General features: G+C 68.8%; 10 protein-coding genes. 4 read left to right on the forward strand and 6 right to left on the reverse strand.

The genetic code is table 11. The features are described from left to right. Positions 1-105: 105 nt before the first annotated feature. Positions 106-1,416: a UDP-glucose dehydrogenase family protein gene (locus FHX42_RS24195; protein WP_182546807.1), complete on the reverse strand. Its 1,311-nt coding sequence runs from the start codon at positions 1,414-1,416 to the stop codon at positions 106-108. Positions 1,417-1,584: 168 nt separating this feature from the next. On the opposite strand from FHX42_RS24195, the gene FHX42_RS24200 reads away from it, so the two are divergent. Both FHX42_RS24200 and FHX42_RS24205 read left to right on the forward strand, forming a co-directional pair. After that, the gene (locus FHX42_RS24200) at positions 1,585-2,547 is read left to right on the forward strand and encodes an aldo/keto reductase (protein ID WP_182546753.1); all 963 of its coding nucleotides are present in this window, start codon (positions 1,585-1,587) and stop codon (positions 2,545-2,547) included. A gap of 52 nt (positions 2,548-2,599) precedes the next feature. After that, entirely contained in the window at positions 2,600-3,358 is a 759-nt protein-coding gene (locus FHX42_RS24205) for an SDR family NAD(P)-dependent oxidoreductase (RefSeq protein WP_182546754.1), read from the forward strand. Between the two features lie 73 nt (positions 3,359-3,431). On the opposite strand, the gene FHX42_RS24210 is transcribed toward FHX42_RS24205, so the two are convergent. After that, on the reverse strand, positions 3,432-5,078 hold the full coding sequence (locus tag FHX42_RS24210) for a TM0106 family RecB-like putative nuclease (protein WP_182546755.1): 1,647 nt from the start codon (positions 5,076-5,078) through the stop codon (positions 3,432-3,434). Positions 5,079-5,260: 182 nt separating this feature from the next. Between FHX42_RS24210 and FHX42_RS24215 the strand changes: the two genes are divergently transcribed. Further along, positions 5,261-5,797: a DUF6474 family protein gene (locus tag FHX42_RS24215; RefSeq protein ID WP_220480790.1), complete on the forward strand. Its 537-nt coding sequence runs from the start codon at positions 5,261-5,263 to the stop codon at positions 5,795-5,797. An 82-nt stretch (positions 5,798-5,879) separates the two neighbouring features. Here FHX42_RS24215 and FHX42_RS24220 read toward each other — a convergent pair whose 3' ends face one another. The 4 genes from FHX42_RS24220 to FHX42_RS24235 all read right to left on the reverse strand — a co-directional run bounded on the left by FHX42_RS24220 (position 5,880) and on the right by FHX42_RS24235 (position 13,023). After that, positions 5,880-7,580: a BCCT family transporter gene (locus tag FHX42_RS24220; protein WP_182546756.1), complete on the reverse strand. Its 1,701-nt coding sequence runs from the start codon at positions 7,578-7,580 to the stop codon at positions 5,880-5,882. Between the two features lie 343 nt (positions 7,581-7,923). Next, on the reverse strand, positions 7,924-9,618 hold the full coding sequence (locus FHX42_RS24225; RefSeq protein WP_182546809.1) for a BCCT family transporter: 1,695 nt from the start codon (positions 9,616-9,618) through the stop codon (positions 7,924-7,926). A 1,075-nt stretch (positions 9,619-10,693) separates the two neighbouring features. Then, positions 10,694-11,647 (reverse strand): phosphotransferase enzyme family protein, encoded by a 954-nt coding sequence (locus FHX42_RS24230; protein ID WP_182546757.1) that lies wholly within the window; start codon positions 11,645-11,647, stop codon positions 10,694-10,696. Then, on the reverse strand, positions 11,647-13,023 hold the full coding sequence (locus tag FHX42_RS24235; protein ID WP_182546758.1) for a helix-turn-helix domain-containing protein: 1,377 nt from the start codon (positions 13,021-13,023) through the stop codon (positions 11,647-11,649). Before FHX42_RS24235 ends, FHX42_RS24230 begins: the two co-directional genes overlap by 1 nt. A gap of 304 nt (positions 13,024-13,327) precedes the next feature. Here FHX42_RS24235 and FHX42_RS24240 point away from each other — a divergent pair, with 304 nt between their 5' ends. Further along, positions 13,328-13,666 carry a hypothetical protein gene (locus FHX42_RS24240; RefSeq protein WP_182546810.1) on the forward strand — a complete coding sequence of 113 codons (339 nt, stop codon included), beginning with the start codon at positions 13,328-13,330 and terminating at the stop codon, positions 13,664-13,666. Positions 13,667-13,804: the final 138 nt, after the last annotated feature.

The following is a 13,804-nucleotide window of genomic DNA, read 5'->3' on the forward strand; positions in this document are numbered from 1 at the left end:
GAGTGTTCTCCGCCCGCGGGTACATCCCCGTACGCGGCCGGTGAACGGACCGTTTTGGCGGTGTGAGTGCCAAAACGGTCCGTTCACCCTTTGGGAAGGTCTCGGTCAACCGACCGGAGCGCGCCCGATACCACGCCAGGACATGCCCGCGCGGCGCAGCACGTCGGGGTCGAGGTGGTTACGGGTGTCGACGACCACGGGGCCCCGCAGCATTCCGGCCAGCCGGGACCAGTCCAGCGTCCGGAACTCCGGCCAGCCGGTCAGCAACACCAGCCCCGCCGCCTCCTTGGCGACCCGGTACGGATCGTCGACCAGCGTGGCGATCCCGGCCAGCTCCGGTTCGTCCCCGCGCAGCCCGGGATCGTAGGCGATCAGTTCCGCGCCGCGGTCGACCAGCGCACGCGCCACCGCCAACGCCGGGGAGTCCCGCAGATCGTCGGTCCCGGCTTTGAAGGCCAGCCCGAGGATCCCGAGCCGCACCCCGCTCAACGAGCTCTCCACCCCCACGCCGCACGCATCGGCCACCTTGGACACCACCTGCTCGCGCTGCCGCGTGTTGCCGTTGACCGCGGCCTCCAGCAGCGGAAAGTCGAATCCGGCGGTTTCGGCGACCCGCAGCAGCGCGCGGGTGTCCTTGGGCAGGCAGGAGCCGCCCCAGCCGGGCCCCGCCTCCAGGAAGGACTGACCGATGCGGCGGTCGTAACCCATCCCCTCGGTCACGTCGGTGATGTTGGCGCCGAGCAGTTCGCACAGCTCCGCGATGGCGTTGACGTAGGACAGCTTGGTGGCCAGGAAGCAGTTCGCCGCGTACTTGACCATCTCCGCGCTGGCCGCGTCGGTCAGCACCGTGGGCGCCCCGAGCCGCGCGTACAGGGCGGCGACCCGTTCGGCGGCGTCCGGACTGTCCGAGCCGACCACGATCCGGTCCGGGTTCAGGAAGTCGTGCACCGCCGAGCCCTCACGCAGGAACTCCGGGTTGCTGGCCACCGCCACGTCGTCGCGGTCCAGCAACCGCCCCAGCCGCGCGGCCGTGCCCACCGGCACCGTCGACTTCGTCACGACCACGCTCGCCGCGGGCAGTCGTCCCCGGATCTCGCCCGCCACCGACTCCACGGCCGTCAGATCCGCCGCACCGCCCGTCGACATCGGTGTCGGCAGGCACAGGAACACCACCTCGGCCTCCTCGGCCGCGGCAGCCGCCGAGGAGGCGAACTCCAGCCGTCCCGCGGCGATGCCCTCGGCCACCCGCTCGGGCAGGTCCGGTTCCAGGATGCGCACCTCGCCGCGCGCCAGCCGCTCGACCTTGACGACGTCCACGTCGCAGCACACCACCCGATGCCCCAGCGAGGCCAGGCACGCGCCCGTGGTCAACCCGACGTAACCCGTGCCCATCACAATGATCCGGCGGGCGAACACCACCCACACCCCGACTTCCCGACTCACGCGGCCCGAGTCCCGGACCGAACACCGTCTTCGACGAGCGTGACACACCGAAGAACCGCCGCGGTCCGTTTCCTCCCAAAGAGTCGATCCGGTCCCTACTCGCGTGACGGCGCGGTGATCGGCCGTTTAGTCTCGTTCACCGTGGAACAACGACGTCTGGGCGACTCCGGTCTGGTGGTCAGCGCTGTCGGGCTGGGGTGCAACAACCTCGGCAGGCCGGGCACCGCGACGGAATCCCCCGCCGGAGCGCGTGCGGTGGTGGACCGGGCACTGGAGTCCGGGATCACCTTCTTCGACGTGGCGGACGTGTACGGCGCGCCGCGCGGGCGCAGCGAGGAGATGCTCGGCAAGGCCCTGACCGGCAGGCGCGAACACGCCGTCATCGCCACCAAGTTCGGCATGGACATGCAGGGGGCCAATGGACCGGACTTCTCCGCGCGGGGTTCCCGCCGATACGTGCGGCGCGCGGTCGAGTCGTCGCTGCGGCGGCTGGGTACCGAGTGGATCGACCTGTACCAGTTGCACCGGCCGGACCCGGTCACGCCGCTGGAGGAGACCCTGGCGGTGCTCAACGACCTGGTGCGCGAGGGCAAGATCCGCTACGTCGGGCACTGCAACCTCGCGGGCTGGCAGACGGCCGACGCGACGTGGACGGCCTCATCGGCGGGGCTGGCCACCCCGGTCTCGGCGCAGAACCACTACTCGCTGCTGGAGCGGGAGGCCGAGCGGGAGGTCATCCCCGCGTGCGAGCGTTTCGGAGTCGGGCTCATCCCGTACTTCCCGCTGGCCAACGGGCTGCTGACCGGCAAGTACCGGCAGGACCAGGTGCCTCCCGAGGGCAGCCGCCTCTCCGGGCGCGAGCGGCTGCTGGCGGACGCTCCGTGGGAGCGCATCGAGCAGCTGCGGGCCTTCGCCCAGCAGCGGGGGCTGTCGATGATCGCGGTGGCCGTCGGGTGGCTGGCCGCGCAGTCCGCCGTGGGCTCGGTGATCAGCGGCGCCACCAACCCCGAACAGGTGGAATCCAACGCGCGGGCGGGGCAGTGGCGCCCCACCGCCGCCGACCTCGACGAGATCGACACCATCTGTCCCCCCTCCCGCCGGTGACCCGGCCGAACTAGGCTGCCGACCGACCGAACAGTCAGGACGAGGAGACCAGATGCTGCTCAACGACACCGCGGCGATCGTCACCGGCGGGGCCTCCGGGCTCGGCGCGGCCACGGCCCGGACGCTCGCCGCTCGCGGCGCCAGGGTGTTCGCGGTCGACCTGCCGAAGGCGATCGACGACGCCCCCGCCGTGGACGGCGTGACCTACACCGGAGCCGACGTCACCGACGCCGAGCAGGTGCAGGACGCCGTCGACCGAGCATCCGGAGCGAACGTGCCGCTGCGGACCCTGGTCAACTGCGCCGGCATCGGTCCATCGGCGCGGACCGTGGGCCGCAAGGGACCGCACGACCTCGGCCTGTTCCGCAAGGTCGTCGAGGTCAACCTGGTCGGTACCTTCAACATGCTGCGGCTGGCCACCGAGGCCATCGGTCGCACCGAACCCGACCAGGACGGTCAGCGCGGCGTCGTGGTCAACACCGCCTCGGTCGCCGCCTACGACGGCCAGATCGGGCAGGCCGCCTACGCGGCCTCCAAGGGCGGGGTGGCCAGCCTGACCCTGCCCGCCGCCCGCGACCTGTCCTCGACGGGCATCCGCGTCATGACGATCGCACCGGGCATCGTGGACACTCCCATGCTGGCCACCGTCAACGAGGAGATCCGCGCCGGGCTCGCCGAGAACGTGCCCTTCCCGAAGCGGCTGGGCCAGCCGGACGACTACGCGAAGCTCGCGTTGAACATCATCGAGCACGACTACCTCAACGGTGAGGTCATCCGGCTGGACGGCGCCCTGCGGATGCCCCCGAAGTAACCGCGAGCTCGCGGCCTCCTCCGCCGCGTCGACGCGGGGGGAGGCCGCTTCGTGCCGGCGGATCGGGACGCGCTCACAGGTCCCCGGCGTAGGGGATCTCGTGCTCGGCGGTGGTGCTCATCCAACGGCGAATGGCCAGAGTGGCTCGGACGTCGTCCTCGTTGTACTCCAGCAGCCGTCGCCGCTGGGCCTCGTCCGGCGCGGCACCGTCCATGCCGACCGCGTCGCGGTACCAGCGCATCGAGTTCTCGCCCCCGGCCTCGGCGTCGCGCCAGGCGAAGCCCGCGTTCGGCGCGATCACCTTCAGCCCCTTGCCCCGCGGGGACAGGAACTGCTCGCTGACCGTGGCGAACACGTCGACCCACTCCGCGGAACCGATGAACTCCCGCACCTCCTCCACCGGAGGAATGCCGGGCTTGCCCGCGAACCGCTCGGCGGAGGCGATCATCCAGCGGTTCTCCGCCAGTTCGTTGTAGCAGTAGGCGCGGAAGCTCAGCCCGCGCTCGGCGGCGCGGTGACGCACCGCGGTGAACCAGGACCAGAACTCCGCGAACGAGCGCGCCTCGTCGTCGGAGGGCAGGGGCTCCCAGGTGACGAAGGCCCGGTATCCCTCGTCCTCGTCCACCCCGGCCCCGGTCAGCCAGCATCCCCACATGTAGGCACCGGAGTCGGCGTAGCTCTCCATGTCGACATCCACCTCGACGTCGGCACGGGGCACCGCGAGCCTGCGCACGCGGCGCACCACCGGCAGGTCTCGCTTCCACGCCTTGGCCAGTACCACCGCGTCCGCCGTCTTCGCCGACGACAACGGCGGCGCGTCCGTCGCGTCCGTCGCGTCGGGGTCCAGCGCCGCGAGCTCGTCCACGGTCGAGATTCCGGCGTTCCGCAGCAACACGGCGTCCTCGCCACGCACCACCAGGCTCACGTCCCGCGAGGCCCGCAACTGCTCGCCGCACAACGTCCACCACGGGCACGTCTTGCACTCCACGACCCGCGACGGCCGCGCCAGCGGCTCCGCGCCCGAGGAGGCGGCTTCGGCCACGGCCAACCGGTCGGCGAAGCGCTTGTCGTACTCCTCCAGCACGCTGCGCCCGGCGTGCCAGTTCGGGGCCTGGAGATCGTGCCAGACCACGACGTCGGCGTCGGCACCGATGGCTCCGCCCCACAGGCGGCCGGGGGCGTTCCAGCCGCCGGCCCGCAACATCCGCGCGCAGTGCGCCAACCGCAGCTGGTCGCGCGACTGTCCGCGCACCTTGCGGAGCGGATCCGCCCGTGCGGACTCCGGCGAGAGGTCCGTCAGCGGAGAGGTCCTGGCACCGCGGCCGGGATCGCTGACCTTGTGCCGCACCACGAGGACCGGCACGTACCCCGCACCACTGCGCACCAGTAGGTCTATACCACCGTGCCGACCACCGGCGGCGTCGGTGGGCAACTGGGCGCCCGAGATGTAGGGGGCTTCGGCGCGCATGGCCGCCAGGGTGGCCCGCTCCCGAACGCTCCTGCTCGCGTTGCGCGGGACCTCCGTCCACGCCGAGCCGAACAACCTGCCGAGCCGGTCGGCGACGTAGCGCCGGTGCTCGGCGGCGTCGGCGATGCGCTGCTCCACGCCCGGGTCGGGGGGTGCTTTCGGCGCGTCGGCGACCGTCGGATCGTGCTCCAGATGCACTCGCCGACGGCACCGGCTCACCACGCCCCCGTCGAGCGACACCTCGGAATCCACACCAGCAGGGTAGGTCGTCGCTCCGACGTTCGCGCCCACCGCCCCGGTGACGCGGCTCGTTCCGACGAGCACATCGAGTGACGCAGGGTGATCAAGTCGTGTTTCCGCTGTCGTGCGCGGCGCTGCGGAGGCTTAGACTGATCGCAGTAGTCCGTTCCCCCGCCCGGAGGTGTTGGCAAGCGATGGCACGTGCCGTGCGCAAGCGCGAGGAGCCGGATGTGACCTCCGCCCAGAGCCGCAAGCAGGCGAAAAAAGCAACCAGAGCCGAGCGCAAGGGGGAGCGCGGTCGCATCACGCCGGGCAATGCCAAGAAGGTGTTGGGAGTCGCCAAGGTCGTTTCCCCCGTGGTCGCCCCGTACGCCATGAGGGCCGCGGCGAGCGCGCGGCAGAGCTACGACCGGATGCGCGCCCGCCGGCTCGGTGTGGCGCCCGAGGAACTGGGGCGCTTCACGGGCAGGGGAGCCGCGCTGCACGCCAGGATCGCCGGGGACGCCACGGCACTGGGCGACCTGCGTTCCCGTGCGGCGGGCGCGACGGGCGGGAACGGGGTATCCACCGAGCAGTTCGCCGCCACCGCCGAGAAGCGGCTCACAGAGCTCACCAGCGCGGTCCGGGCGGCCGAACGAATGCCGGTCGGCCGCCGCCGCGCCGCGCACCGCGCGGTGACCGGAGAGCTGGACCGCATCGAAGCGGACCTGCTGCACCGCCTCGGGGTCTGAAAGCACACGGGGTCGCGACCTTCGGCGAAGGTCGCGACCCCGTTACGGCTCCCCGACCGGGCGGAACCCGGCCGGGGAGCGTTCAGGAGGTGGAAGCCGGGGAACTCTCCTCGTCGGAAGCCTGACCGCCCGCCTCGTCGTCCTCGTTCGGCTCGGCCTGCGAGATTTCGAGTTGGAAGTCGCCGTCGTGCTCCTCGTGGCCCTGCATCACGGCGGCCTCGAGGACGGCGGCGCCCTTCTCGTCGCGCTTGGTGATGTGGTCGTTGCGCAGGTCCTTGAGCAGCGCGAAGCACATCAGCACCATCACGACGGTGAACGGCAGCGCGCCCATGAAGGTGAGGTTCTGGATGCCCGACAGGGCGGAGTCCCCGCCACCACCGATGACCAGCATGATGGCGGCGACCGCACCGGTGGCGGCACCCCAGAAGATCACGATCCAGCGACTCGGATCGATGTCGCCCCGCTGGGACAGCGTTCCCATCACGACCGACCCGGCGTCGGCACCGGAGACGAAGAAGATCGCCACCAGGATCATGACCAGCACCGAGGTGATCGCCGACAGCGGCATTTCGCCCAGCGCGTTGAACGTCTGGGCCTCCGGACCACCCATCGCGATGTTGGTACCGCTCTCGCCGATGCCCTGCAGACCGATGGCCGCGCCGCCGAAGATGGCGAACCAGATCACGCTGACCACGCTGGGCACCAGCAGCACGCCGCCGACGAACTGGCGGATCGTGCGACCGCGGCTGATGCGGGCGATGAACATGCCGACGAAGGGCGTCCAGGAGATCCACCACGCCCAGTAGAAGATCGTCCAGGAACTGAGCCACTCCTGCATCTCGGTACCGCCGGTCGCGCCGGAGCGGGCGGCCATGTCGAAGAAGTCGCTGAGGTAGGAGCCGATCGAGGTGGGCACCAGGTTCAGCATGAGCACCGTCGGCCCCGCGAAGAACACGAACAGCGCCAGCAGCGCGGCCAGCACCATGTTGATGTTCGACAGGTACTGGATGCCCTTGGCGATGCCGGACACGGCCGAGGCGATGAAGCAGACGGTCAGCACGACGATGATCAGGACCAGGACGACCGTGCCCGCTCCGCTGATCCACCCGGCCTGCTCCATACCCGTGCGGATCTGGATCGTGCCGATGCCCAACGAGGCCGCCGAACCGAACAGGGTGGCGAACAACGCCAGGATGTCGATGAGCTTGCCGACCGGCCCCTCGGCGTTGCGCTTGCCGATCATCGGGATGAACGTGGCGCTGATCAACTGCTTGCGACCGCGGCGGAAGCTGCTGTAGGCGATCGCCAACCCGACCACCGCGTAGATGGCCCAGGGGTGCAACGTCCAGTGGAACAGCGAGGTCGCCATCGCGGTGTAGACGGCATCGTCGCTCTGTCCCGGAACCGTCCCCGGCGGAGGATTCACGAAGTGCGAGAGCGGCTCGCTGACGCCGAAGAACATCAGTCCGATACCCATACCGGCGCTGAACATCATGGCGATCCAGGAAATCGTCCGGAACTCCGGTCGCTCGTCGTCCTGCCCCAGCGGGATGCGCCCGTAGCGGCTGAAAGCCAGGTACAGCGCGAACACGACGAAGCCCGTGGCGGCGAGCACGAAACCCCACCCGGCGTACTCGATCAACCAGTGCAACCCGCTCGAGGCGAAACCGCTCAACGAGCCGGTGGAGACCGCACCCCAGGTGATCAGGACGAACATGATCACCGCGACGACCCCGAAAACCACCCAGTCGGTCCTCGAGCGCCCGTCGGGCGCGGCCTGCATACCCGGATCGGGAGCCGAACTCCCCCCGGCTTCCTGTTTCTGCGAGGTATCTGTCGACACAGGTCTCGGCACCGACGGTGCGGCGCCCCCTCCTCTCCAGTCTTCAGTTGCACCGTCCGCCACCGGCCCACACTCCCGGCCGGGCACGCGTTCGGAAAGTTCACCCCACAAGCAACGACCCGACCAACGAAACGAAGCAAGCCCACCTTCGCTCAGCGTGGCCGAACAAAGGTAACCCGGCTCACACGTCGTTCGTGCGGGAAACGCGAAATCCGCACGAACGACGTGCTCGTGAGCGGCGAACTAGTTCCCGGAGGGTGTCGTCCTCGTCGTCACCCGTCCATCACCGGCTCGTGCCGGAGTTCGCGTCCACTTCCTCGCTCCGGTCGGTCTCCCCCTCCGATTCGGTGGGGGAGATCTCCAGCTGGAAGTCGCCCTCGTGCTCCTCGTGGCCCTGGATGACCGCGGCCTCCAGCACCTGAGCGCCCTTCTCGTCCCGAATCATCGCCTTGTCGTTGCGCAGGTCCTTCAGCAGGGAGATGCACAGCATGACCACCACGAGCAGGAACGGCGACGCCGCGATGATCGTGATGTTCTGCAGGCTGGTGAGGGCGCTGTCGCCTCCGGTGACCAGCATCACCGTCGCGACACCGCCGATCACGACGCCCCAGAAGATGACGATCCACGTCTGCGGGCGAGTGCTGCCGTCCTGGGACAGCGACCCGACGACCACGGACGCCGAGTCCGCGCTGGTGATGAAGAAGTTGATGATCAGCAACATCGCCAGCACGCTGACGACGCCACCCAGCGGAACGCTTTCCAGCATCCCGAACAGCTGCGCCTCGGCACCACCCGACGCGGCGAGATCAGTGCCCGACCGCTGCTGGTAGATGGCGGTGCCACCGAGGATGGCGAACCACACCAGGCTGATCACGGTCGGGACGAGGATCACGCCGCCGACGAACTGGCGGATCGTGCGACCGCGGCTGATGCGGGCGATGAACATGCCGACGAAGGGGGCCCAGGAGATCCACCACGCCCAGTAGAAGATCGTCCAGCCACTGAGCCACTCCTGCATCTCGGTACCGCCGGTCGCGCCGGTGCGGGAGATCATCGACCCGAACTGGTTGATGTAGGCGCCCACCGAGGTGGGAATCAGGTCGAGGATGAACACGGTGGGTCCGACCACGAACAGGAACACCACGATGCTGATGGCGAGGACCATGTTGCTGTTGGACAACCACTGAATGCCCTTGGACACCCCCGAGGCCGCGGAGGCCACGAAGGCTGCGATCAACAGCGCGATGATGATGACCAGCACGTTGCGACTGGTCGAGTCGATCCAACCGACCTCGCGCAGCCCGGAGGCGATCTGGGCCGCACCGAGCCCCAGCGAGGCGGCCGTCCCGAAGATCGTCGCGAAGATCGCCAGGACGTCGATCACCTTGCCCAGCGGGCCGTTGGCACGACGCTCACCGAGCAGCGGCACGAACGCCGAGCTCAGCAGCTGGGGGCGACCCCGGCGGTAGCTGCTGTAGGCCAGCGCCAGCCCCACCACGGCGTAGATCGCCCACGGGTGCAGGGTCCAGTGGAACAGCGAGGTCGCCATCGCTGTGCGGACCGCCTCGTCGCTCTCCGGCCCCACGGTTCCCGGCGGCGGATCGGTGAAGTGGCTCAACGGCTCGTTGACGCCGTAGAACATCAGGCCGATGCCCATGCCCGCCGCGAACATCATCGCGATCCACGAGGCGGTCCGGAACTCGGGTTCCTCCGCGTCGCGCCCCAAGCGGATCTTGCCGAACCGGCTGAACGACAACCACACGCCGAAGAGCACGAATCCGGTGCCCGCGATCACGAACGCCCAGCCGCCGTCACGGACCAGGTACTTCAGCGCCACATCAGCGGCGGCGTCCAGCGATTCGGTCCCCAGGACTCCCCAGGCGATGAAAGCCAACGCCAGGACAGCCGCCACGCCGAACACGGTGGGGTTCGTACGCCCCGGCTGGTCGACGAGCGCTTCCGTCGACTCCGTATCCAGCTGTCGTCGATCCTGCGGACCGTTCGCACCGTCTTTGCTTAATTCTTCTGTCGACACAGGCTTCAGCGCCGTCTCCGACGCCCCTCCTTTCGTCGTCAGAGGCGACGGCCGCAGCCGTCGCCTCCTGCCTCAGCACAGCGGGATGCATCCAGCGGCCCCACGGTCCGTAAACCGTGGCCCCGATGGGTGATTCAAGGCAAGCTCGTCCGCGCTCAACGTGGCCGGTTCGACACGAAAGACACACCCCTGGTGACGATTTCTCGAATCAGAAGTGGGTGCTACTCGCACCTCCGCGGCATCGTGCTCACCACCACACCGCAGTTACTCTCGGTATTCGAGCGCATGGCGGACGAGGGATGCCACCGGGCTCGGTCACGACCACACTCCTCACCGTTTCGTCGACCTGCGTCGGCCCGATCCCCGCCGAACGCTGACGAGGACCGTCCACCATTGTAGGTCCCGAGGGGGCCACTCCGATGACTGTTCGCTCGTTTTTCCAGCTCTTGGCCGCTCACCAGGGACAGGGGCCGTGCCGCGGAGCCGGTGTCGACCCGTGCGCGACGACCGGGAAGCCGACCGCACCACGGCGACGACCGCCCCGGTTCCCGCCACGGGAGCATGCACTCTTCGTAGCTACGGCACTGCCACTTTCGGCCTCGCGGACTCGTTACCCGCTGTAGGGTTATTACTCACCATGCGAGATGACGTGGACACGTTCAGTTTTGTCGCCCGCCTTTCCGGCAGCGACCCTTTTCTGCTTTCGTTACCAAGAAGAGACAACCGTATTGTCTCCTAAGTCCCTTTCGGGATCCTCGTGTGACATAAGACACTCCCACGTGGTCGAGTGAATCCGCGGAGCCGCGGTCGCGAACGCGCGACCACGCGGGCCACACAGACACCAGAGTTCGGCCCGGCCGAATTTCCGGCCGAAATGGCAATAAAGTTTCACATCGCGAAAAAACCGCTTCCATCGCCGAGCGGTCGCTCGCGCTCGGTGAGTTGTCGTACCGGCGTCGAGCGGTACTCGCTCCGCTGGAGCGATCACCGCCGGAGCGGGCTCCGGCGGTGGAGGTCCTCACTGGTAGGGAGACCACTGGGTTTCGCGGTCCCCGCGACGCATGGAGCTCAACCGATGGTGCAGCTCCTCGCTCAGCACGGGGTTGCTGCGCAGGATCGGCAGCACGCTCACGGTGATCTTAAGCTCCCTCAGCTCGCGCAGCACCTCGAAACCGGACCACGTGGTGATGTCGAAGCCATAGGCCCCCGCCAGCTGCTCGTACCGCTCCGGCGGATGCCCCAGGCGACAGCGCCCCACCGCCATCGGCGTCAGGTCCCACTCCGGAGGCCCCGCGCACAACGAGTCCAGATCGCAGAGCACGGGGCCGTGCGGCCCACCGATGAGATTGCCCAGGTGAGCGTCACCGTGTACCGCGCTGCGGGGCAGCGGGAACGTCAGCTCGGTCAGCCGCCGTTCGACCTCCGCGCAGCGCCGCTCCAGGAACTCCCTGTCACCCGGGTCCAGGACCTCGGCGTCGCGCAACCGCCGCCGAATCTCGGCCATCGGTTGCCAGTCGGGCAGTCCGGGCGGCAGCGGCAGCTCGTGCACCTGCCGCAACAGTTCACCGAGGTCAGCGGCCGTGGGTTCCCGCCCCGCGTCCGGGACGGCGTGCCACAGAGTTGCCAGATGCTCCCCCACGCGCACCGGTTGCTCGACGTCCTCGAGCAACCGCACCGCGGGTACCTCGTGCCGAGCCAGCCACCGCGCGGTCTCGACCACGCGCTCGGCTCGGTACGAGAAGGACGGTGCGAGCACGATGCGCACCACCACCGGTTGCTCGCGCAACAGGAACACGCCGTTGTTGACGAAACGCAGCAGGCGAGCACCCCGGGAGTCCAGACCGGCAGCGGTACACACCTGAGTCAGCGCCACAGCCAACTTCGGCCGCGTGTAGCGCCCTTCTCCGTCACCGGTCCGGGAAGCCGTCTCGCCGGGCGGAGCGGATCGGCGCAGCGTCACTCTCGCCGCCATCACACGGCACGGGATTCGCGGAACCGCCGAATCTGCTCGGCCAGGTCCCTGACGTCGGGGTGCGTGGGGTGCTTGGCCGCCTCCAGCTGCAACGGACGCAGCCGGTCCGGCACACGAGCGGAACTGACGTTGGCGCCGTACTCCAACGCCTTTCTGCCGACCGTGACGCCCTCCTCCAGGTCACCGGCGCGGATGTGGTTGGTGGCCTGCAAGCTCATCCCGAACACGTGCGAACGCTGCATGGGCGACTCGTAACCGTTGTTGCACTTCATCGTCTCGGACACGGCCATCGGCGCGTACTTGTCCGGGTTGAACTCCGCGAGCGCGTCGTAGGCCGATCCGGTCATGCCGTGCAGGTCGTTCTCGTCGAAGAAGCGGACCCAGTCCGGCTTCTCCTTGCTGGCCCGGACGAACTCGTCCTGGGTGCGGCCGAGCATCCGCTCGACCTGGTCGGGACGATCGAGCATCCCGTAGGCCCAGCCCTCGTTGGCGCACATGATCGCCACGGCCATCGACGAGCCCGACTCCTGGGCGGCTATCTGACCGAGCTGGAAGAACTTCAACGCCTCGTTGGGCTGCTGATGGTGCAGGTAGACACGCCCCATCCGGTACAGCACGTTGGCCGCCAGGCTGTTGTCCCCGGCCTGCTTGGCGTACTCCAGCGCCTTGCCGAAGTGCCCTCGTGCCGGGTCGAGCAGTCCCGTGTCGAAGGAGGTCCATCCGGCCAGACTGTGCATGTCGGCCAGGGACACGAGCAGTTTCTGCCGCACGTGGTCCTTCGCGTCGGCTTCCAACAGCTGCTGTGCCCAGGAAAGCTGGGCCACGACGGCATCCCTGCAGGTGCCACCGCCGTAGCGGTAGTCGAGATCCCGCAGCGCCTTGGTCGCGGCCTGGACCTGCTGCACGTCGGTCATGCCGATCCGCGTCGGTGCGGGGGTCTGCACGCTGGTGGGGAACCAGTCGCCGTCGCTGGCCCCGAAAACGCACCCACCCATGGCTACCGAAGCAGCATGGGTCAGGAAGTGCCTGCGCTTCACGTTCTCTTCCTCCTCAGCCTTGGCGGCTCGGGCGGCGGCCTCGGCCTTGTTCGGTGCCGCCCCCTCGTAGGCGAGGCCCATGTAGCCCCTCGGCGCGCCCAGTCCGTCGGCGATCCGGGCCAGTACCTCGTAGGCGATGACCTGGCGGCCCTTGAGAATCTCCGAGACCTCGGACTGCGATTGGCCCGTCGACGCCGCGATCAGGCGCTGCGAGACCCCCTTGCGACGCAGCCGCTTGTAGATGTGGCTGACGTCGCGAGAGGCCAGCGCCTCCCGCATCTCGGGCTCTTCCCAGATGTCAGGTGTAACGAGCGAGCCGCTCGAACCGATGGTGCTCATTTGGACCCCTTTGCATTTCTCGGGCGTCGATCGCAGAGTAAGTCCCCGCCGGCAAGCCGGTGAAGTACGTATCGGTGGAGGTGATCGGCGGGGATGAATTCCACCGACCGTTCATCGGCACGGGGCGTCCGGTCGTCGCCGGACCACTAGCCAAGCCGGACGCACGAGGTCCAATCTAGTCATCGGCAAGCAGCGAAGCACGAAAGGAACTCGGTTTTGCCGATGTAATCCCCGACGACGTTGTCGACGCGGAACTCCGGTGCGACCAACCGGTCACGACGAGAAGGCGAAGGGTGAGGCAGGGGTGGACGAGATACTGGGACAGGTACTGCGCGACGCGGTGTGGGAACGACTCGACGTGCTCACCGAGCTCGCCGAGCACGCGGACGCCCCGTCCCTGCTGTCCGTGGCGTGCTCCGAACTTCCTCGAATCACCAATGAGTGGCGGGCGCTGCTGACCGTGCACGAGCCGGACGACCGCGGCGACTGCCCGGAGTGCTCGAGCCGCTGGCGCCGTTCCCGAGCACCGTGCGCGGTGTGGCGCTCGGCCTACGAGCATCTGGTGGCCGGCGGTCTCGCCCCTCGTCCCGCGCGACACCTGCTCCCCGCGCACGCACTGCCCGGAACGGCCGCAGTGCCCTGATCCGGGCGGCCTCGGTACCGGAGCACCTCCCCGATCCGGACCAGACCGAGCAACCGCCCGGGTGGCGGCAGTCGGCATCGGCACGTCCCCCGACCGCGTCGATGCCGACGCCGACCACCCACCGAAAAATCCACAAAG

It is taken from the genome of Halosaccharopolyspora lacisalsi (assembly GCF_014137975.1).
GTDB lineage: Bacteria > Actinomycetota > Actinomycetes > Mycobacteriales > Pseudonocardiaceae > Halosaccharopolyspora > Halosaccharopolyspora lacisalsi.